The organism is Shewanella sp. AS1 (assembly GCF_021412565.1).
GTDB lineage: Bacteria > Pseudomonadota > Gammaproteobacteria > Enterobacterales > Shewanellaceae > Shewanella.
Genome location: NZ_JAKCLJ010000001.1, coordinates 255,279 through 275,343 on the forward strand (window position 1 = coordinate 255,279; position 20,065 = coordinate 275,343).

Annotated in this window: 23 protein-coding genes; 16 read left to right on the top strand and 7 right to left on the bottom strand. The window is 46.1% G+C overall.

The features are described 5' to 3' along the window. Positions 1-382 precede the first annotated feature (382 nt). The 7 genes from LZP69_RS01115 (at position 383) to LZP69_RS01145 (ending at position 6,242) form a co-directional block, all read left to right on the top strand. On the top strand, positions 383-1,243 hold the full coding sequence (locus LZP69_RS01115; RefSeq protein ID WP_234198212.1) for an ion channel: 861 nt from the start codon (positions 383-385) through the stop codon (positions 1,241-1,243). Further along, entirely contained in the window at positions 1,240-2,184 is a 945-nt protein-coding gene (locus LZP69_RS01120) for a hypothetical protein (RefSeq protein ID WP_234198213.1), read from the top strand. The genes LZP69_RS01115 and LZP69_RS01120 overlap by 4 nt, the downstream gene beginning before the upstream one ends. 31 nt (positions 2,185-2,215) lie before the next feature. Beyond that, complete coding sequence (locus tag LZP69_RS01125; protein ID WP_234198214.1) at positions 2,216-2,623, top strand: hypothetical protein; 408 nt, start codon at positions 2,216-2,218, stop codon at positions 2,621-2,623. A 131-nt stretch (positions 2,624-2,754) separates the two neighbouring features. Then, complete coding sequence (catB, locus tag LZP69_RS01130; RefSeq protein ID WP_234198215.1) at positions 2,755-3,384, top strand: type B chloramphenicol O-acetyltransferase; 630 nt, start codon at positions 2,755-2,757, stop codon at positions 3,382-3,384. A 94-nt stretch (positions 3,385-3,478) separates the two neighbouring features. Further along, on the top strand, positions 3,479-4,447 hold the full coding sequence (locus LZP69_RS01135; protein WP_234198216.1) for an alpha/beta fold hydrolase: 969 nt from the start codon (positions 3,479-3,481) through the stop codon (positions 4,445-4,447). 447 nt (positions 4,448-4,894) lie between these two features. Further along, the gene (locus tag LZP69_RS01140) at positions 4,895-5,428 is read left to right on the top strand and encodes a hypothetical protein (protein WP_234198217.1); all 534 of its coding nucleotides are present in this window, start codon (positions 4,895-4,897) and stop codon (positions 5,426-5,428) included. A 94-nt stretch (positions 5,429-5,522) separates the two neighbouring features. Then, entirely contained in the window at positions 5,523-6,242 is a 720-nt protein-coding gene (locus LZP69_RS01145) for a DUF2971 domain-containing protein (protein WP_234198218.1), read from the top strand. 177 nt (positions 6,243-6,419) lie between these two features. Here LZP69_RS01145 and LZP69_RS01150 read toward each other — a convergent pair whose 3' ends face one another. The 3 genes from LZP69_RS01150 to LZP69_RS01160 are packed head-to-tail and all read right to left on the bottom strand — an operon-like array spanning position 6,420 to position 9,676. Then, positions 6,420-7,595 carry a membrane dipeptidase gene (locus tag LZP69_RS01150; protein WP_234198219.1) on the bottom strand — a complete coding sequence of 392 codons (1,176 nt, stop codon included), beginning with the start codon at positions 7,593-7,595 and terminating at the stop codon, positions 6,420-6,422. Continuing rightward, positions 7,592-8,230, bottom strand: a complete 639-nt coding sequence (locus LZP69_RS01155; RefSeq protein ID WP_234198220.1) for a TetR/AcrR family transcriptional regulator — start codon at positions 8,228-8,230, stop codon at positions 7,592-7,594. Before LZP69_RS01155 ends, LZP69_RS01150 begins: the two co-directional genes overlap by 4 nt. Positions 8,231-8,257: 27 nt before the next feature. After that, positions 8,258-9,676 (bottom strand): coniferyl aldehyde dehydrogenase, encoded by a 1,419-nt coding sequence (locus LZP69_RS01160; RefSeq protein WP_234198221.1) that lies wholly within the window; start codon positions 9,674-9,676, stop codon positions 8,258-8,260. Positions 9,677-9,923: 247 nt separating this feature from the next. Here LZP69_RS01160 and LZP69_RS01165 point away from each other — a divergent pair, with 247 nt between their 5' ends. From LZP69_RS01165 to LZP69_RS01175, 3 genes are all read left to right on the top strand, one after another. Further along, entirely contained in the window at positions 9,924-10,301 is a 378-nt protein-coding gene (locus tag LZP69_RS01165; RefSeq protein WP_234198222.1) for an STAS/SEC14 domain-containing protein, read from the top strand. A gap of 107 nt (positions 10,302-10,408) precedes the next feature. Further along, positions 10,409-10,840, top strand: a complete 432-nt coding sequence (locus LZP69_RS01170; RefSeq protein ID WP_234198223.1) for a universal stress protein — start codon at positions 10,409-10,411, stop codon at positions 10,838-10,840. Between the two features lie 46 nt (positions 10,841-10,886). Beyond that, positions 10,887-11,330: a universal stress protein gene (locus LZP69_RS01175; protein ID WP_234198224.1), complete on the top strand. Its 444-nt coding sequence runs from the start codon at positions 10,887-10,889 to the stop codon at positions 11,328-11,330. Between the two features lie 50 nt (positions 11,331-11,380). Here the strand turns inward: LZP69_RS01175 and LZP69_RS01180 are convergent, their stop codons facing one another. Beyond that, complete coding sequence (locus LZP69_RS01180; RefSeq protein WP_234198225.1) at positions 11,381-11,980, bottom strand: TetR/AcrR family transcriptional regulator; 600 nt, start codon at positions 11,978-11,980, stop codon at positions 11,381-11,383. A gap of 153 nt (positions 11,981-12,133) precedes the next feature. Here LZP69_RS01180 and LZP69_RS01185 point away from each other — a divergent pair, with 153 nt between their 5' ends. After that, entirely contained in the window at positions 12,134-13,174 is a 1,041-nt protein-coding gene (locus tag LZP69_RS01185) for an alkene reductase (protein ID WP_234198226.1), read from the top strand. Between the two features lie 89 nt (positions 13,175-13,263). Here LZP69_RS01185 and LZP69_RS01190 read toward each other — a convergent pair whose 3' ends face one another. Further along, positions 13,264-13,818, bottom strand: coding sequence for a DUF924 family protein (locus tag LZP69_RS01190; protein ID WP_234198227.1), 555 nt, complete (start codon positions 13,816-13,818; stop codon positions 13,264-13,266). A gap of 254 nt (positions 13,819-14,072) precedes the next feature. Between LZP69_RS01190 and LZP69_RS01195 the strand changes: the two genes are divergently transcribed. After that, positions 14,073-14,366, top strand: a complete 294-nt coding sequence (locus LZP69_RS01195; protein ID WP_234198228.1) for a winged helix-turn-helix domain-containing protein — start codon at positions 14,073-14,075, stop codon at positions 14,364-14,366. Next, complete coding sequence (locus LZP69_RS01200; protein WP_234198229.1) at positions 14,366-14,539, top strand: hypothetical protein; 174 nt, start codon at positions 14,366-14,368, stop codon at positions 14,537-14,539. The genes LZP69_RS01195 and LZP69_RS01200 overlap by 1 nt, the downstream gene beginning before the upstream one ends. A gap of 39 nt (positions 14,540-14,578) precedes the next feature. Here the strand turns inward: LZP69_RS01200 and LZP69_RS01205 are convergent, their stop codons facing one another. Together LZP69_RS01205 and LZP69_RS01210 are read right to left on the bottom strand one after the other, a co-directional pair. Beyond that, positions 14,579-14,875 (bottom strand): hypothetical protein, encoded by a 297-nt coding sequence (locus tag LZP69_RS01205; RefSeq protein WP_234198230.1) that lies wholly within the window; start codon positions 14,873-14,875, stop codon positions 14,579-14,581. 441 nt (positions 14,876-15,316) lie between these two features. Further along, complete coding sequence (locus tag LZP69_RS01210) at positions 15,317-15,775, bottom strand: DUF2846 domain-containing protein (RefSeq protein ID WP_234198232.1); 459 nt, start codon at positions 15,773-15,775, stop codon at positions 15,317-15,319. A gap of 461 nt (positions 15,776-16,236) precedes the next feature. On the opposite strand from LZP69_RS01210, the gene nagB reads away from it, so the two are divergent. The 3 genes from nagB (at position 16,237) to LZP69_RS01225 (ending at position 19,972) form a co-directional block, all read left to right on the top strand. After that, complete coding sequence (gene nagB / locus LZP69_RS01215) at positions 16,237-17,031, top strand: glucosamine-6-phosphate deaminase (RefSeq protein WP_234198234.1); 795 nt, start codon at positions 16,237-16,239, stop codon at positions 17,029-17,031. A gap of 215 nt (positions 17,032-17,246) precedes the next feature. Beyond that, the gene (locus LZP69_RS01220) at positions 17,247-17,783 is read left to right on the top strand and encodes an SRPBCC family protein (protein ID WP_234198236.1); all 537 of its coding nucleotides are present in this window, start codon (positions 17,247-17,249) and stop codon (positions 17,781-17,783) included. 245 nt (positions 17,784-18,028) lie between these two features. Continuing rightward, a complete protein-coding gene (locus LZP69_RS01225; protein WP_234198238.1) occupies positions 18,029-19,972 on the top strand; it encodes a peptidase U32 family protein in 1,944 nt (647 codons plus the stop codon). The last annotated feature ends 93 nt before the right edge of the window (positions 19,973-20,065 follow it).

Here is a 20,065-nt window from a genome sequence, read left to right on the forward strand (position 1 = left end):
TTCCCTATGGGTTGCGGTGGAAGATGACCTTATGCTGTAGGCGCTGCTTCGACACGCTGCAAGTACGTCCCTGTAAGCTCTTCCGTGACATTCATGTCACGGAAGGTCTCAACAGCATCTACACTGGGTCATTTTCTCAGTTATTAAAAAATAAATGTCATTAAAATTAGTAGCTTATTGTTTTTAGAGAATAGAGTATTGAGAGTAAATACTAGATTTGGAAAACGCCCATTCGCGTATTTCCTGATGGTATTTTTAAACGAATGCTGATAAGTTCTTTGTATACAAAGAGTTAACAATGCGCGTTTCACTGGTCTAATTAGGTAAATGCGCATGCACGCTAATAAGATGTTAGCCTAAAAAATGAGAAGCATACTTAATAATGGCCGCAAATAAGTTTTCAATTTCTGGTAAACCTACTCGGACAGACTCCCATGATGAGTTTATGAAGCAGGAGGTAAATGGTGTATTTGAAGATATTCTATATTTTCCCAACCAGTTCAATCCTGATTCATCAAAGGTTCTGAAGCAGAAAAACAAAACCTTTAGAAATGTGTCTTTTAAAGATACAGAATTTAGTAATGTAAGCTTCGTGTATTGTAATTTTGAGGGCTGTTTGCTTCTTAGCTCAAAGTTCATAGACTGTGAATTCATCGACTGCCAGTTCATTGATACCAACACCAATAAGTCCTCTTTTGAAAGAACCCTTATCGACCCAGCATATTTCAAGAAGAATTTTGATTTAAAGGCTGACACGAACATAGCTGCAGACCTATATCACAGCCTATACAAAAACCTAAGCAATGAAAGACAGCCAGACAGAGCCAAACAAAGCCTTTACATGATGCATCGTGCAGAAAATGCGCACCTCAATTCACAGTTACGTCGTAAAAAAATTAAATTACCGACATTCTTGTGGAAAAAGTTAACTCATGCTTTTGATTTCTTAACTTCTGGTTATGGGCTAAAGTTATACAGAGTTCTACTTACATTCGTTTTTATAGTTTCATTCTTTTCTGGAATCAATTATTTGTTCCGAAGAGAGTTTTTTGGTGATGGTGTTATTAGCTCATTACTTGATTCTATATACTTCACTTTGGTTACCCTGACGACCCTTGGTTATGGGGATATGTATCCTACCACTCAAATAGGAAAGCTTGTTATTGCAGGGGAGGTTACATTAGGGATCGTTGTTATTTCGTTGTTTCTGACATCAATCAGTTCTAGGGTGATACGGACATGACGATTATTTCAGCAGTTTTATTTGGGTCGCAAGTCTCTGGTGGTAGTGATCAACAAAGTGATAAAGACTTACTTGTTGTCTGTAAGCCAAAATACAAAATAGATGCTATTGAGAAATATTCAGATCTTGGTTATAGCGTCTCTGTTTATACACTTCGCCAGCTAGAAAACATGAGATTACAAGGCTCGTTATTCTTGCAGCATTTAAAGAACGAGTCACGGGTGCTCTACGATAGTAACGGGGTATTTGCCCAATTTATTGCCCAATGCCAATTTGTCTCACCATCTTTAGAAGAAATGAAGCGGTCTACAAAGAGCCTCGTTAATGCTTTGAATTGCCCTGTCGACTATAGGATTTCTTGGTGGCTTGCAGACTATCTATTTGTCTTATCAAGAGATTATTTTATTAAGCATTTCGCGAAAAAAGGGCTTGTTATATTCAATGTAATCCAGTTGTCGCAGGCAATAGAAAAAGAATTCAAATTAAAAAGAGCTGAAGCTGAAGTATTTCTTAAACTTAGAAAATGCAAATCCATTTACAGGAGTGGAAGATTTGAAGGGGAGCTGGTCGGGAAAGTGCTTTCGGCATGGTATGATATATTGACAAAAATACTGGCGGAAAAGCCTGTTATAAGACTAACTGCTAAAGCATATCTATGTGGTAGAGCGATTGACAATTTTGAATCATCTTACGAATTATTACGATATGTAGAGTCACTCCGAATTATGTTTCCGGATGTTAAGTGTGGAACTGAGTCTGAACACCATGTTATGAAAATGATTCGGAATCCAAATCACTACTCCAGCACATCGGCAAAAGGTAAGCAGTTTTTGGCTTCATATCTCGCGGAATTTAGAAAAGAGGCTAACAAGTGCGCCAACTCGAATAGCCAAAAGTGGCGTTATTGCTGCCACGCCACTTTTACTGCCGATTACGCATAGCGTTATAGCTTAATGTGAAATCTAGGATGTTATGAATAATTTTTTTGTATATCACAACGAGAAGAAAATTGGTCAATCCGTTTTGGATTTGGGTAACCTAGAAGCTTTTACAAATAAAAATGTCTCAGGAAGTAAAAACGGAGTCGTTTGGGTTGTCAGCGGGGTTGGTCGTCGTAGTCCAAAAAAATACTATGCATCAATGGCTTTTGTCATAGATACAGAAAAAACTGGGTCATCGCCGATAGCAGGCTTTGAGAACTCAATTTCAGGTAAAAAAGGAATAATTCTGAAAAAACCAATTGAGGTTACAGGTCAGCCTTGGCTAAGAGAGCTAAATAGAACGACAGCTAATTTTGTTAATGGCTTTTCGAAAATTTCAGATCCAGTGATCATTAGTGAATTTGAAAATATTTTTTCTCGGCATGGGTTCAAGCCATAACAAACCGCTGTAGTCACTCGTTTCGTTCGCTAGGACACAAACACGGCGGCTGTTTCACTTCGTTCCAATTATAGCCTCCGTGTTTGTGTTCCTAAGCAAGGTGTTATGCGCTTATAGGAAAATTAAAGATTATGAACTACTTTGAATCGCCTTTTTCAGGAGTTCCATTACGTGAACAAGTAACCAATCCAAACATTATTGTTGGTAAGCACAGTTATTATTCCGGCTATTATCATAGCCATAGCTTCGATGACTGTGCTCGTTATCTCAGTCCGGACAGAGATGATGTTGATAAGCTGATTATCGGTAGTTTCTGTTCAATAGGCTCGGGCGCGGTATTTATGATGGCTGGCAACCAAGGCCATAGAAGCGATTGGGTCAGCACCTTTCCGTTTTTCTATCAGGACAACGAACACTTTATCGATGCCGATGACGGCTTTCATCGCGCTGGTGATACTATCATAGGCAATGATGTTTGGATTGGCTCCGAAGCAATGATTATGTCTGGTGTTAAAGTCGGTCACGGTGCCATCATAGCGAGTCGTGCGGTAGTCACCAAAGACGTCGCGCCTTATGAAGTTGTGGGTTCTAATCCAGCAAAACATATTAAGTTCCGCTTTTCGGGGGCTGAGATAGCCATGCTGCTTGATATGAGATGGTGGGATTGGCCTGAGTCAAAGCTTAAAGCTTGCATGAAACTGCTTTGCTCATCTGACATTGAAAACCTTTACGAATATTGGAAGTCGGAAGTGCGGACATAACAAACAATTTAAGCGTGATTAGCAACCCGTGGCATTTTACTGTCCATTGGTTTTTTGTTTAATCTGCTCATTGTTAACCTGAAGGATACTCAAAATGCATCGATTGTTAATTTCATTCTGTCTGCTGCTTGTTACTGCTTGTAGTGGCTTGGACTCGAATGTTAAACAGACAGAAGAGTTAGCGACAAACCCTCCCACTCCCACAGTAACGCAACAGATGTTGCCAGTGGTCTTAGAAAATGGCAGCCAAGTGGAAATCTATGTGCGAACCCTAGGCCAGGGTGATAAGACTCTAGTGTTTCTTCATGGTGGACCTGGGGCCAACCACTCGTCATTAGCCCCTTTTTTTGATGATCTCGCGGATGAATTTCGTTTGGTCTATTTTGATCAAATCGCTGCGGGTAAGTCGACACCGCGTCAGCCAGAAACTTATCAGATAGGCGACGATGTGGCAGTGATTGACGCGGTTCGTCAACACCTTGGCGTAGATAAGTGGACTGTGGTCGGCGAATCCTGGGGCACCATGCTAGGGCTGCAATATGCCTCTGTTCATCCGTCATCGATAGAGCATCTAATTCTTTTATCTTCCGTGGGGGATGGTCCAGAGCACTTGCAAGCCTTTGGTCAGTCCTTGATGAGCAAAATAACGCCCGAGGATTTGGCAGCGCTGCAAAGTTTGCATGAAGCGGTGAAAAAGGGCGAGTCGACCATAGATGAATACCTAGTGAAATCTCGCCGCATTTTCGATCGCTACTACCTTTATGATCCCGCCAATATTGGCAAAGTGGTACAGCAAGACATTAACTACCAACATAACCAACGTGTAGCGGCGCTGATGGAAGCAGAGCTGGACTTTATGCAGCGCCCCGATGCCCTTAAAAGTGTGGATATTCATATGTATCAGGCACAAGGCGACTTAATTAATCCTGAGATGATTCGGGAGCATTTAGTGAATGAATTAAAACCTGATGCATTTACTGAGGTGCCTGAAAGCGGTCACTGGATCTTTTTGGAGCAGACCGACTATATCAATGGGGAAATTCGACGTATTGCCCGAGATTAAGTCGAACTGCCTATTCGCGGCTTCAATCCGCGAATAGGCAACAAAAGTAAAAACCGATCTTAGCTGATAGCCAGAGCCTAAAAAGGTGAGGGTAAAGGCTTACCTGTAGATACGCCCGTGTGACGCCGTAAATATATCCCTATAGGCTCTGGCGAAACATCCCTGTTTCGCAAACACACAGGCGTACCCACATCCAGCCAGTTCATTTGACCACAACCACTCTTCGTTTTCCTTGTATTGGCTCAAATCGAAGATATTACAGCTAGCTTAGGTTTGCCCCATTGCGCGTTTTTCCAGATGGTGTATTTAGCAAAATGTTGATAAGTTCATTACATACAAATAGTTAACTGTGCGCGTTTTCTCTGATCCAACGAGTAAACGCGCATGCGCACTAATAAGCAGTTAAAAGTACTTATAGTTTGGGTGTTAATTTCAAGGAAAATTTAAATGAGTGAAAAATTCTCAATCTACGACAGTCCATTTTCAGATGAAACCAAGGTATTAAGACGAAACAGCTTAATACTTTCAGGTATTTGTCTTTTTATAGGTCTCACTGGTGAATTGCCGTCAAAATTGGCTATCTTAGGTGTTAGTTTTAGTGCTCCTCAACAAAATATAATTGGCTGGTTTCTGTTTGCTGTTTTGGGGTACTTCTATTTACATTTTTTATCTAATGCCGCAGTAGAAGTAGCTAAATGGATTCATCCATTTTTCAAAATAATATCTGCCAAAAAGATAATGTTAACTCAATATTCACATGCTTTTGATGAAAGTGACTTTGCAAATATTCCTGACGAAGTTAATGAGCAAGATATAAATGATATGCAAGCAAATGCTATTTCAGCCGCAGATTGGGAAGTGACAAATAGACTTCGCTGGTTATACAACATGATTTATGTAAAATTAACCATTGAAATAGTCGCACCTGTTTGTATTGGTGTATGGGCAATGGTTCAGTTGCTTGTACTTATAGCTAATTAATAAGGACAAAAAACAGTTGGCTGTTTTCGTTCCTCAACATTTTAGCCAACAATTTTTTGCCCATTATTAGGGTGTTATATTCACCAGAGGGTTTATGCCATCTCCTGAAATTCTCTTTAAATACCGTAAGTTCGACAAAGGGTGTTTGGAGTTATTACTTAACCGTAAGCTATGGTTTGCCACCCCAGCTTCATTGAACGATCCGTTTGAGGGTGAAGCATCATTCAACGAAGTATTGAATGCAGTTTGGGAACACTACCCAATTCCTTTGTCGCAACGCGAAATGTACAAGAGAAAGATCGAAGAACAACTTGCCAAAACTGGTATCTGCTCATTTAGCAAAGCTCGCAAAAACCAGCTCATGTGGTCTCACTATGCTGATGAACACAGAGGAGTTTGTATTGGCTTTAAGGAGGATCTTTTGAGGCCAGAAGGTTCATCCATCGCACCAATAGATGTGACTTACCAAGACGAGTATCCCTTTGAAGAGATTATCGAGCGCTTCAAGTTCTTCGAACGGTTCCCTGGAGTGAATAATGTAGATAGTGTCGCTGGCGATATTCTTTACTCGATTCTGGGCACCAAGTATTCGAGTTGGCGCTATGAGCGAGAACGCAGGCTTGTGTTCTATAGATCCGAAGCAAAGCTATTCGATCCAGAAGCAGTTAATTCTATCGCTTTTGGGCTTCGAATGGAGGCTCGAGATAAATCGACGTTAAGAGCGATGCTATCCGGTACAGAATGGTCACACGTGAAGTGGTATCAAGCAGTTAAGTCGAAAACAAAATATGCGTTGGACTTCGAAAGAATATAACAATGCAAGTCACTAACTCGTCGCTACGCTCCTCGGGGACAAATGCCACGAGGCGGTAAGCCGCTGTCCTTTGCTCGTGCTTGCGAAGTTAGCACATAAAAAATATTAATCTGAAACTCACATATATAGAACTAAATTTCTAACACGGAAATGTCCACAAGTTACCTATTAGCTTTTTTACCCAAGCACTTGGTTTAGCACTCGTTGCCAGTTGCCGCCCATGATTTTGGCGCGCTCGCTGCTGCTGAATTTCGCCTGAGTTAAGGCTGTGTCGATGCGCTCCATGCGCTCGATATGATTAAGTTGGGGTATCACCACATGCTCTGGTTCATGATCAAAGCCGAGCACGCCGCGCTCGCGCAGGCTGTGCCACCACTCAAGATACTCTTTGACTCCCTCGCTATTATTATTGCCAAGTTTTAGCAGGTTCTTCTGGCCGCGCAGGGGATAGTCGTTGGCAATAGCCAGGGCATCTATGCCGCCCACTTTGGCTACATGTTTGAGCTGTGCCAGATAATGATCTTGAGTGGGGATGGCATCAGTAGTGAGCCAGAAGCTCATCATAAAGATGCCAAACAGGCCGCCGGTATCGGCAATGGCCTTAATCACCTCATCGGGAGAGCAGCGGGCATGATTGACGATAGCGCGCACTGCGCCGTGACTTTGCACTATGGGGGCATTAGTGGCTTTAGCACAATCCAGTGCCGACTGAGGGCTGGAATGACTCACATCGATTAGCATCTTAGTGTCGTTGAGCTTGCGGACTAACTTATGCCCAGCTGGGGTTAAGGGTGAGTTCAGCCCCTGTTTGCCGTCGTTATCCAGCGCGCCGCCGCTGAACTTGTTGCCATAATGGTGAGTCAGTTGCAGCACTCTAAGTCCGCGTTGGTAAAACTCATCCACTTGATTTAGTTCGTTATCGGCATTCTTTTCAACACCATCTTCAACATTCTTCTCAAGACAGTCAGCGCCCTGGATCTGGAAATAGACCGCAGTGCGGCCGCTGTCATGGGCGAGCTTAATGTCCGCTCCTGTCTTGCCGAGCAGGAGTTTATCGGGATTGTCGTTCACACGGGATAAGGCTTGGCTGATGCTTTGAACGCAGGCCTTATAGGTACGCTTGTAATTGGTGGTGCCATCGCTTTGCTCTATGGCTTCGATGGCGGAGATGTCACACAGATAGGCGCTGAGCTTGGATGCCTTGAGATCTGCCAAATCTTCGGGCAGAAATGATAACCCATCGATATACAGGGCTTGTTCGCTTGCCCAGGCCGTCATAGGGCTGAGTTGTGACAATATGCCTGCGGCCGCGAGTCCTTTCAGTAATAGTCGCCTCTGGAGATTTGTGCTCATGAATGGATTTCCTGATTCTCGGTTTGAGGTTTGGCGATAGCGTTCCAAAATAGCATGAAACTGGCTTCTTTATGGGCTGGTAACTGCCAGTATTCGGGATTGTCGCTGAAGTAGCTTATCGCCGCAAGAAACTGGCCATGGCAATTATCCTGCATCAGTTTCAGCGGGTAATCCTGAATAACTCCCAGAGTCTGCCCCTGTTTGATTAACTCGGCAATAAAGCCAAGGGTTGTGTTCATCGCTTGGTCACGCAGCTCAGTGGTGATAATGGGCGATAAAGAATAGAGCTGGAAAAACTGCTGTTTTAGCGGGTGATTCGCGGCCCACTCCAGGGCAGCGAACCACAGATTTCTGGCGGTGGTTTTAAGTTCATCGCCAGGCTCGATATTGTGTTGGCTTTGGCCGTCAGCATTGCTATGAATATTCGAGCGAATTGCATCGGCAAACTCCTGCTTCACATTAAGAAACAGCTGCTTCATCAGGGCTTCCTTGGTGGGGAAGTGATGAAACAGGGTGCCGGTTGCCACTCCCGCCTGTTTGGCTATCTGCGCCGTACTGCTGGTATGAAAGCCTTGCTCCACAAACAGCCGCAGAGCCGTGTCTAAAATCGCCGTTTTTTTATCTGTGGTTTTCATCTTGTGCTTAATTTTCAGCGCATTTTTTTAACGTAAGAAGAGTTTCATCAGCAGTTGCAACAGCTTGTTATCGTAGGGCGGATGCACCAGTTTACCGCTGTAGAACTTTCCTCGGCTGAGCACGGTTTTGGCGTGGCTTAGGGTCAAAAAACCCTCTTTGCCATGGTAGTGTCCCATACCGGAAGCGCCTATGCCGCCAAAGGGCGCATCATCGGCGGCGACATGAAATAGCGTATCGTTAACGCAGACGCCGCCCGAGTGGGTTTGACTGATAATCTGCTCTGTCGTATTGCTATCGAAACTCATGATATAGAGCGCCAGCGGCCGCGGCCTCTGATTGATGTAGTCAATCGCCTGATCGAGTGTCTCATATTCGAGGATCGGCAGCAGGGGACCGAAAATCTCCTCCTGCATGATTTGCATCTCATCACTGACCTGGGTGATGAGCTGCGGCGGCAATTTACGCCCCTGAAGATCGACAGCTTTATCGTCCATCGAGTGAATTTTTGCGCCTTTTTCTCTGGCATCCTGCAGCAGGCTTTGCAGCCGCTCGAACTGGCGCGGGTTGATGATGGCGCTGTAATCTGGGTTCTTGTCTACTTCGCCGTACATGGCGTAAAACTGCTGCCTGAAGGCGGCGATAAAGGCCGAGGTTTTGCCTTTGGGGAGCAGGACATAATCGGGGGCGACACAGATCTGCCCCGCATTTAAACACTTACCATAGATAAGCCGCTCGACTGCTGTGTCTAGGGGCATATCTTCGGCTATCACCACAGGGGATTTGCCTCCAAGCTCTAAGGTCACTGGGGTCAGGTTTTTGGCCGCGGCCGCCATCACCAGACGGCCAACCTGGGTCGAGCCGGTAAACAGCAGATGATCAAAAGCCAGGGCGGAGAAGGCGGCGGCGACCTCGGCTTCCCCCTCTATGGTGACCACTTGCTTGGCTTCAAACGCGATGGCGAGCAGTTTCTTGAGCACCTTGTTGGTGGCGGGGGTAAATTCCGACAGCTTGATCATGGCGCAGTTACCGGCGGCAAGCGCCGTGATTAAGGGCGCCAGCGCCAGTATGACAGGAAAATTCCAGGGCACTATGATACCCACGACTCCGACCGGCTGGTAATGCACTGTGACCTTTGCCGGAGCCAGCAAGAGCCCAGCGTGGCGTTTGCTTGGCCTTAACCAGCTTTTGAGGTGTTTGAGTGTGTAATTGATCTGGTTGATACAGGGAAGAATATCGGCGATCACGCTGTCGTGGGGGCTGCGGTGGCCATAGTCTTGACTCAGCGCGCCGATCAACTCAGCCTGATGGGCTATCAGGGCTTGTTTGAGCCGTGTTAAGTCGGATTTTCGTTGGCTTAAGTCTGGGCAAGGACGCTGGTTGAAATAGGCTTTCTGCTTATTGAGCAGCGGCTGTAATTCGACTGCAACTGGCGTGTGGAGAGACATAGAAAATTCACCTGTATCTGGTAAGATAAAAACCGACTAATCAGTCGGTTTTTATCTTAGTGACTTTCTTGATTTAGGTCAAACAAAGCTGAATTTTCAGTGGCGTACAGGGTTTTGCTCAAGCTACCTGATTGGGAAGAACTAAACTTAAAAGTAAGGTGTGTGCCAGTTTAGTTGCTTAGTTGTTAGTGGCTTAGTAGTTAGAGTAGCTAAACAGCTTGAGTCGGAAGTGTTAGTGGAGGTCATTATGAAAAGCGATATTCACGGACTGTCTATCGGGATAGAACGTTGGGAGAAGGAGCTGTTTTTTGTCATCAAGGCATACGGCCGCCTGACTCACGAAGATTATCAATATATGACGCCCCTGTTGGAATCGGCGATCGCCGAGATGAAGGATCCTGAGATCCTAGCGTTGATGGATCTGCGCGAACTGGATGGTTTCTCCCTGCATGCCGCCTGGGACGATCTCAAGCTGGGGCTGAAACATGGCAAGGCGTTCAAGAAGGTCGCCATCTTAGGCAAAGGGGAGTTTCAGCAGTGGATGGTGCGCATCGTCAGTTGGTTTACGCCGGGCGAATACCGATTCTTCGATGATAAACAGCAGGCGCTTTCCTGGTTAAGCTGAACTTAAGCAGATACAAGATCGTCCATAGATGCCGCTAGCATTTGGGTTATCGGCTATGCTAATAGGGTAAATATGTTTAATTTCCTGTATTTGCTAAGGAGGATCAGATGAGAAGAGGTCAAATATTGTGTCCGACAGATTTTTCTGAAACGGCGTCCCACGCCCTCTCTTATGCGGTTGAGATGGCCAATCTTTATCAGGTCGGTTTTCGTTTGCTTCACGTGGTTGAGCCCCCTATGGGGGACGAGAGTTTTCAAATTCTGGCGATAACGCCCGAAGAGCTGGCGCAGCAGATGGAGGAGGCGGCCGCAGAGAAGATGAGATCCCTGCTGGCTAAGCTGGATCAGAAACTGCCCATTGAAACCATGATACGTCGCGGTGATGCGGCGAGCGAGATCTTAGCCGAAGCCGAGGAGAGCGGCGTGGGCATGATAGTGATTGCCAGCCATGGCCGCACCGGGTTATCGCATTTTTTACACACCAACGTGGCCGAAGTGGTGGCCAACAAAGCTAAATGTCCGGTACTGGTAGTGAAGTAGGACAGATAATTTCACTCTATGTTAGCGATAAAAAGGAGAATAAAGCATGCGTAGTCGCCAGATATTATGTCCGACAGACTTTTCTGAAACGGCCTCCCACGCCTTAAGCTATGCGGTTGAGATGGCAGCGCTTTATGGCGTTAATCTGCGTATTTTGCATGTGGCGAGCGAACCATTTGGGGTGCACAACTATGGCATTTCGGTTCGCAGCGATCATGAGCTGGAGCAACAGCTTTATGCCGATGCCCATAGCAAACTGGATCATATAAAGCAGCAGCTTCGCGAGCAGTTGCCGCCGAATTCAAAGGTGGAGAGCCAGATCCGCGTTGGAGGGGTGGAGCGGCAGATCTTAGCCGATGCAGAAAGCAATGACGTGGGTATGATAGTGATCGCCTGCCATGGTCATACCGGCATAGATCATATGCTAAGTAGTAATGTGGCCGAAGGGGTGGCGAACAGGGCCAAGTGTCCTGTGCTTGTGGTCAAGTAGCCACTGTCTATTTGGGCTATGTCTATTTGAGCTAGGATCTATTTGCGACATCAATTTTCTGCGATATGGGTCAGGCAAGTGTCGTGGTAGAGCTGCCTGGCCAAGGAATTTAAGATCTCTGGCTCGGGATGGCAGTGGGCGAAAGTGCGCAGCCCATAGATCCCCATAGTAAAATAACGTGCCAGCGCCATGCTGCTTTGGGTACTGCAAAGCTCGCCCTTATCCATCGCCAGCTGATAATTATTCGCCAGGATCTGATGCCAGTTGGTTAAATACTGATTGATTATCAGCCTGACCTCTTCATCCTGCTCCGACAGTTCATTGAGCGCCTTAGTGAGCAGGCAGGCCTTAGTTGCATCGCAACTGATACAATCGCCGACTATCTTATCCAGATAGGTCTTGAGCTGTTTGCAGAAAGGCTGTGGTTGGCTGAAGAAGCCCATCAATTCGCTGTTTCTATCCTCAACATATTGTTCCAAAGCTGCCAGTAACAGGCCACGTTTATTTTCAAACGCACAGTAGATAGAACCCGGGTGCAGCCCAGTGGCTTTGGTCAGATCCTGCATGCTGGTCTTGGTATAGCCCTTGGCCATAAAGGCGGCCATGGCTTGTCTGAGCACCTGTTGTCGATCAAATTCGGCGTTTCGCATCGGCGGTTTCGTGTCCAAGTGTGAAGGTGTTGGAATGGCGTCAGTATACTTTATTTGAATGTTTATTCAAAAAAGTTCTTGAATGCTCATTCAATAAAGTTTATTTTGAACGCATATTCAAGAAAGCGTCGGCATTTCAACAGAGGTCTGAGTATGACAGCCAGTTTGTTTCAACCCTTCAAGCTTAATAAGAGTATCACCCTGAATAATAAAATTTTAATGGCACCCCTTACCCGTTGTATGGCGGATGATGATCTGGTTCCAACCGTGGCGATGGCCGAGTATTATGCCCGCCGCGCCGAGGCGGGTTTGTTGATCTCCGAAGCCGTGATCATACGCCCTGACGGTCAAGGGTACCCTAATACTCCGGGCCTATTTACTCCGGCGCAGATTGATGGCTGGCGTCTGGTTACCGATGCGGTCCATGCAAAGGGTGGCAAGATTTTCGCCCAGCTATGGCACACGGGCCGCGTGGCACACTCCCATTTCTTCGGTGGCCCGACAGTGGCGCCATCGGCGGTAGCTATTGAAGGCACTGTGCCAAGAATGCGCGAACTGAACTATGAAGTGCCAAAGGCGCTGAGTCAGGCGGAGATAGCTCAGTTAGTAAAGGATTATTCTCAGGCGGCAGCTAACGCTATTGATGCGGGATTCGATGGGGTGGAGATCCACGGCGCCAACGCTTACCTGATAGATCAGTTCCTACACCATGACAGCAACCGTCGTAGCGACGAGTTTGGTGGCTCGGTTGAAAACATGGTGCGTTTCCCACTGCAGGTGGTCGATGCCGTGTGTAAGCGCATTGGTAACGAGCGCACTGGGCTGCGCGTCTCTCCCGGCGCCTATGTCAACATGAAAGGAGATAGCCGGGATCGCGCCGTATTCGATCATTTCTTAAGGGAGCTGGAATCGCGTGATCTGGCCTATCTGCATCTGGGGATCTTCGACGATGCTTTAGAGTTTGATTACTTAGATGGCCGCGCTTCAACTTATCTGCGCGCGAATTACAGCAAGACTCTCGTGGGTGTAGGCAGTTACAGCGCAGAGACGGGTGCCCTGGCGATTGAACATGACTGTTTCGATCTGCTGGCCATTGGTCGTCCCTTTATCGCCAACCCAGATTATGTGGCTAAGGTGCGCCAAAACCTGCCTTTAGTCGATTATTCGGATGAGATGCTGGCCAGTTTGGTGTAAGCCGTTTTACAAAGAACAGCAATCGCTTCAGATAAATGAGAAGTGATTGCTGTTTTTTATTGGGTGTTTTCAGCGCGATTAGATAGGGGTTAAAAACTGGAGCCGGCCTGTTTGAGAAATGCCAGCTCATCGGCTGTCGATTCCCTCCCTAAAATGGCATTGCGGTGTGGATAGCGGCCGAACCTGTCAATGATCGCCTTGTGGCGTCTCTCATATTCAAGATTGCCCTTGGCGGCCTCGCGGCTAAAAAGCATCATGGCGACCTCATGTATGCTGGCCGACTCGCTGTGCATATAGGGCATATAGAGAAAGGGCACCTGAATGTTCGGCAGCTTAGTGTCGGCGCCGTTGGCGACCGCTTCCTGGGCTAATGTCAGCGCCATGGCATCGGCACTGAAAGCATCGGGCGTGTCTCGAAAGATATTACGGCTGAATTGATCCAATATGATGATCTCGGCCAATCGCCCCTGAGGTTTATTGCGCCAGAAATAGAGCTCCCCCTGTTTGGCATGGCTTAACAGATCGCTATAATTTCGCCTGAGCAGATCGTCAAACTCCTGGTCTTTCACAAACCAGCTGGTGGGTTTTATCTCTTCGAACCAGAAATTGATAATACTGTCTGGGGTATGTTTAATCCTGTACATAGTGTTCTTGTCCTCAATGACATTAGCCGAATAGTGATTATCGTGTGCGGCTGGGTGACTGCTGCTGGATTATTTAGGGTCTACTCATGATAGTGGCTGTTAACGGTTTTAGCCTGCCAAAGGGGAGCTTACTTTGATCGGCTCATTTCCAGCCTGCTTATTATCACGTCTATCTTGCAGATGGTTATTGGCTGTGGGCATAATGGAGTTTGTTGTTTTTCAGCCTGTTATTAAACACAGTTCGAGGTGCTTGAGTGGAACATCCGGTTTCTAAGCAGAAAAAAGCCTTCCTAAGAAAACTCTATCTGGCTTATCTCATCGATAATGAGCGCCATAATCTGTTGTCACTTTGCAAAGCCACAGGCATGCCAAGGCGCACTCTGCAGGATGCTATTTCGGCTTTTGTGGATCTGGGGATAGAGTGCCACTTCATCCAAGATGGCGAGCGCCATAACGCCGGTTATTACCATATTCACACTTGGGGACCGATCAGCAGCAGCTGGGTTAGAACCCACCTCGATGATCTGCTCGCCCAGTTGAATGACTGATGCGCCCCTCACTCAATCAGAATCTCTGGTTTGATACCTTAGGTGAACCCATTACCTACCGCAGTGCGTTAAGTGCTGATATTCATGCGGATGTGGCCATTATCGGCGCCGGTTACAGCGGTTTGTGGAGCGCCTTGCGGCGCTTTTTGCTTCAGGTAATAGACATTACGTAAAGAGATAAACCAATCCATCACAGGATTGGTTTATTTGTATTACTTACAATATGTTGATTCAATCATGTACTCAACAGAATGCCCAACAGTGTATCGACTAGCTATATATGCATTTACAGTTTTCTCACACCACTGTAATGCATCGCCTTTACTTTCATATCCATTACCTGTGGCATTCCAACACTGGTTTAAATCGTAGTCTCTGTCAGAGGCTAAGAGTGCTCCAGATTTTGTTATTTTACATGATGAATAAGTTGTTTTATCAGAACCGTCAGAATTAGAACCGCCACACGCAGTCAGCAGTAAGGTAATAAAAAATATCAGTATTTTTCTCATCTTATGACCTTGTTTACTATATTGAAATCTTTAGAAAATGAGACTCGAGAACTACAAGGGAGTTCAAAATACTCATGAGTGATATTTTTTACTTGTATCTCTAAATAGCTATAGCCTGAGCATTCATATGAAAAACCAGAATCTGGTTGAATTTCAAATTGGTCACCATATATATCAATGATTATTTTTACATCTGATAAGTTGTGGAATGATAGTTTATTTTCCTCTATGGAATTTACGAAAACATTTTTTATAGGGGTTTGGATGCCCTGAGACATCACAGGGAAAGATGAGGCGAACAATATAGGAATAATAGATAAATAATGTCTCATTATATCTCCTTATTTAATGAAACGTTTTTAAAATAAAATTCATCACTTTTATTATTTAAATGGTCGTTGCGTAAATAATAGAAAGTGCAACTTTTGTCTTTTCACTGAATTAAGAACTACATTTACCTTTAACAGCTAGGTTTAGTTTTGATATTGCTTCCTTTGCTTTATTTTCTTCAATAACCTCTACACCTGCTCCACCGACAAACATACCCATTTTTATATATTGTTTTACAAAGTAGTTCTTTCCATCTTCGGTTTTTACAACGAGATCATTTGGCGAAAACTCTGATTCAGTTGAAATTTTAACTTCATCACCACCATTGACTTCTTCGTAGAAAAACACATTTGGTGCTGATTGACCTAAACATTCACCATTTATCCAGATATCTTTTTTTAACGCTCCCCCGAAGCTGCCTGCTCTATACACATATAAGCCTGCTTTTCCATCAGAAGGGGGATTAAATTGTTTTGCATGCGCACTTTTATCTGATGACTCCATTGGGACACTTGCACAACCAGACATAAGTGATAGTGATATGACAATCATTGCGATAGGTTTAATCATCGTTTCTCCTTGAGTATAAGAACGAGCCTCACTGCTCTGCTTGATTAAATTTTAATAGCGAGGTTAATCTATCAGCTGTCTACTCTTTTATCAATTGTTTACTGCTAAATTAGATTGGAGTAAGGAGTGGAATGGCAAAACTGATTCTACTCCAATGTATTAAAGGTTTTCATTATCAATATTCCCTTGCTTGTTATTGAAATCTATCTCATCACAGTCTTGTGCATTCTTCAAAATAGCTGTGTCATCTCTGTTCTGAAGAGGGATTTAAAACATCAAATTGCAAGACATAAAGCTGCCATCTAAGGTCTTAGAATAATAATGACAACGTTGTCATTTGTGGTTATAGTAATGTTATCAAAACGCTGAAGGCCAATCTGTCAGTACGTTAGGGCGGGTAGCCGGTCAGTGTCAACTTAAACCTGGGACAGGGCATTTCATTTAGGGAAAATGGGGCAGTTATGCAAATCGTGATCTTACAAGACAGTGCAGCCGTTGCTGAATATGGCGCAAATCTCTTTATTCAGCAGCTGCAGAAAAAGCCCGCTTCAGTCTTAGGTTTGGCGACGGGCTCAACGCCTGTTTCCCTCTATCAGCGTTTAATTGCCGCCAATCGTTCGGGAGAGGTCTCCTTTAAGCAGGTGACTAGTTTTAATCTGGATGAATATTTAGGTTTGGATGGCAGCCATAAGCAGAGCTACCGCTATTTTATGAACAGCCAGTTGTTCGATGCTATCGATATAGACAAGGCCAATACCCATGTTCCGCCGGGGGATGCAGATGATCCCATCGAGGCGTGCGACCGTTATGAGCAGCAGATCGTAAAGGCTGGCGGCATAGACATTCAGCTGCTTGGCATAGGGCGTAATGGTCATATTGGTTTTAATGAGCCCTCTTCCGGCCTGATGTCCCGCACCCGGGTGAAGACGCTGACCAAGGCAACCATCGAAGATAATGCCCGCTTTTTCAGCAGCGATGAATATCAGCCGCACCTGTCGATCACCATGGGGATAGGCACCATTTTAGATGCAAAGAAGGTGGTGCTGCTGGCCACCGGGGAGAATAAGGCGGATGCGATAAAGGCTAGTGTCGAGGGAGCATTAAGTGCAGCCTGCCCCGCATCGGCGCTGCAACTGCACCGCAATGTGATATTGGTTTTGGATGAGGCGGCGGCATCTAAGCTGAGTGATATAGAGTTTTACAAACATATAGAACTGGAAAATCAGAAACTGATGCAGAGACTGGGCAAGGCCTAAAGGCTTACTCATATCACATCTTGTGCAATAGCAGATCTTGTTCAAAACCCAATGAAGGCGCTTAAGGCGTCTTTTTGTGCTTTTGTTCTTTCACTCTGTTTAGTTCAGCTGCCGCCTATTGCAATTTGTTCGGGATAAACTATGTTATCGACAGGAAAAAGTTGCAATCTTATTAGATAACTTGTTTATTTTTCTGCCTTTATTAGGAGAACATCATGCTAAAAAAATTACTGATCCTAGTGTTGTTCCTGGTCAGCACCCCCTTCATTGCCGCCTTGTTTATCGAGCAGGATTATGCGGTCGATACGCAAATTACCATAGACAAGCCGGTTTCCGAGGTGTTCGACTATGTGCGCCTGCTAAAAAATCAGGACAATTTCAGCATCTGGGCTGGCATGGACCCGCTGATGCGCAAAAGCTATCGCGGTGAGGATGGAACAGTCGGCTTTGTTTCTGCGTGGCAGAGCGAGAATCCCGATGTAGGTCAGGGGGAGCAGGAGATCATGGCGATTATTCCAGGTGAGCGCATCGATTATGAGTTGCGTTTTCTCTCCCCCTTCGAGGCGGTTTCCCCCGCCTACATGACCACCACCTCAGTGTCAGACGGTCAGACCCAAGTGCATTGGGGCTTTACGGGGCACATGGATTACCCGATGAACATCTTACTGCCGCTAATGCAGATGGATAAGATGATCGAAAAGGATCTGCAGCAAGGCTTAAATAATTTAAAAAGATTATTGGAAAGCCAGTAAGCAGGATGGTTAATGGTTGATTGTTGATGGGTGAAAGGGCTGTGAGAGCCTTTTTTTATAACCATGATGAGAGGCGGCTTTTCGTTTAGTTCAGCTAAATCCAGCTCATTCGGGCAAAGATGACTAAAATTTATCACTGATGGCACTGCGCTATGTTAGCCGTGTCTGTTATAATCGCCGCCACTTTTTTGAGTCGCGAGCCTGGATTCGCGCGTTTTTGTGTCGCAAGCCGATTGAGAATCTCCATGGATAAGCCTGAAATTTTCCGCCCAGCATCCTTAAAGGCCAGTGAGCCAGCCCAGCCGATCGCCCATGTTTCTAATCGTTTAGAGCTGCTAGCCCCGGCGAAAAATGCCGACTTTGGGATAGAGGCTATTCGTCATGGCGCCGATGCAGTTTATATTGGCGGGCCAGCTTTCGGCGCGCGCGCCACGGCGGGCAACAGTGTCGAAGATATCGCCCGTCTGTGCGAATTTGCTCACAGGTACCATGCTCAGGTGTTTGTCGCCATCAATACTATTTTGATGGATGATGAACTTGAAGCGGCGCAGCAGCTGATATGGGATGTTTATGAGGCGGGCGCCGATGCGCTGATCGTACAGGATATGGGGATACTGCAGCTGGATATTCCGCCTATTGCCCTGCATGCCAGCACTCAGATGGACAACCGTAATCCGGAGAAGGTCGCCTTCTTAGAGCAGGTGGGATTTTCTCAAGTGGTGCTGGCGCGTGAACTTGGCTTGAGTCAGATCCGCGAAGTGGCCAAGCATACTAACATGCAGATCGAATTCTTTATCCACGGCGCTCTGTGCGTGGCTTACAGCGGCCTGTGTAACTTAAGTCATGCTTTCAGTAATCGCAGCGCCAACCGCGGCGAGTGCTCGCAGATGTGCCGTCTGCCGGGTGATTTAAAGACACGCCAAGGCGAGGTGTTGGCCCAGAACGAGCATCTGTTATCGCTGAAAGATAACAACCAGACAGACAACTTAGAGGCGCTTATCGACGCTGGCGTGCGCTCCTTTAAGATTGAGGGGCGCCTGAAAGATCTCAGCTATGTGAAGAATGTGACCGCCCACTATCGTCAGGAGCTGGATAAAATCTTGGCGCGCCGCCCCGAGCTGGTGGCATCCAGCCATGGTCGCTGTGAACACACTTTTACCCCAAACACAGAGAAAACCTTCAACCGTGGTCGCACCGATTATTTCGTCAACGACCGTAATCAAGGCGTGAGTGATTTTCGCTCGCCTAAATATATCGGCGAAGAGGTGGGAAAGGTGGCGGCCCTGGGTAAAGACTTTATTCAGGTCGAATCGACCGAGCAGTTTAATAATGGCGATGGCCTTTGTTATTTCCCGCCTAACTATGAGAAGGCCAAGCAGTCCGATGACAAGTTACAAGGGCTGCGAGTCAACCGCGCCGAGGGCAATAAGCTTTATGTGATTGCTGTCCCCGGCGACTTAAAAGTGGGCGCGACTCTCTATCGTAACCATGATCAGGCGTTCGAAGCCCTGCTGGCCAAAGAGTCGGCCAAGCGAATTATCCAGGTGGATATGAGCCTGAGAGATACAGATTCCGGCATGGCCCTGACTATGACAGATCAATACGGGTTATCAGCCACCACTGAGCTGCCACTTGAGAAAACGGCAGCTAGCGACAGCGAAAAGGGGTTGCAGAATCTGCGTAAACAGTTGGGTAAACTCGGCAGTACAGACTTTAGCGCCAGAAGCATCAGTATAGAGACGGCTCAGCCTTGGTTTGTGCCGGCATCGGTATTAAATGGTCTGCGCCGCGATACAGTGGCGGCTCTGGAGCAGGCGAGAGTCGCAGGCTACGAGCGCCCCAAAGCCTGGCAATATAATCAGGAAGCCGTCTATCCTGTGAAGCATTTGAGCTTTATGGGCAACGTCGCCAACGAACAGGCCAAAGAGTTTTATACCCGCCATGGGGTGATCGAAATCGAAGACACCTATGAGAAGAACGGCATCGCAGAGGATGCCCCTCTGATGGTGACCAAGCATTGTCTGCGCTTTAACTTTAATCTCTGTCCTAAAGAGGTTCCGGGGCTCAAGGCCGAACCTATGGTGCTTGAGATAGGCAAAGATGTACTCAAGCTGGTGTTTGACTGTCCTAAGTGTGAAATGCTGGTGGTGGGGGCCAACCGTCAGGTGCACAAGTCGAAAAAGCCCTAAATAAAAACTTTAGAGTAAGGTCAGGTGTGTCTCTGCAGTTAGTGCTTTGAAAAAGAAACCGCCCAAGCCTAGCTTGAGCGGTTTTTTATTTAG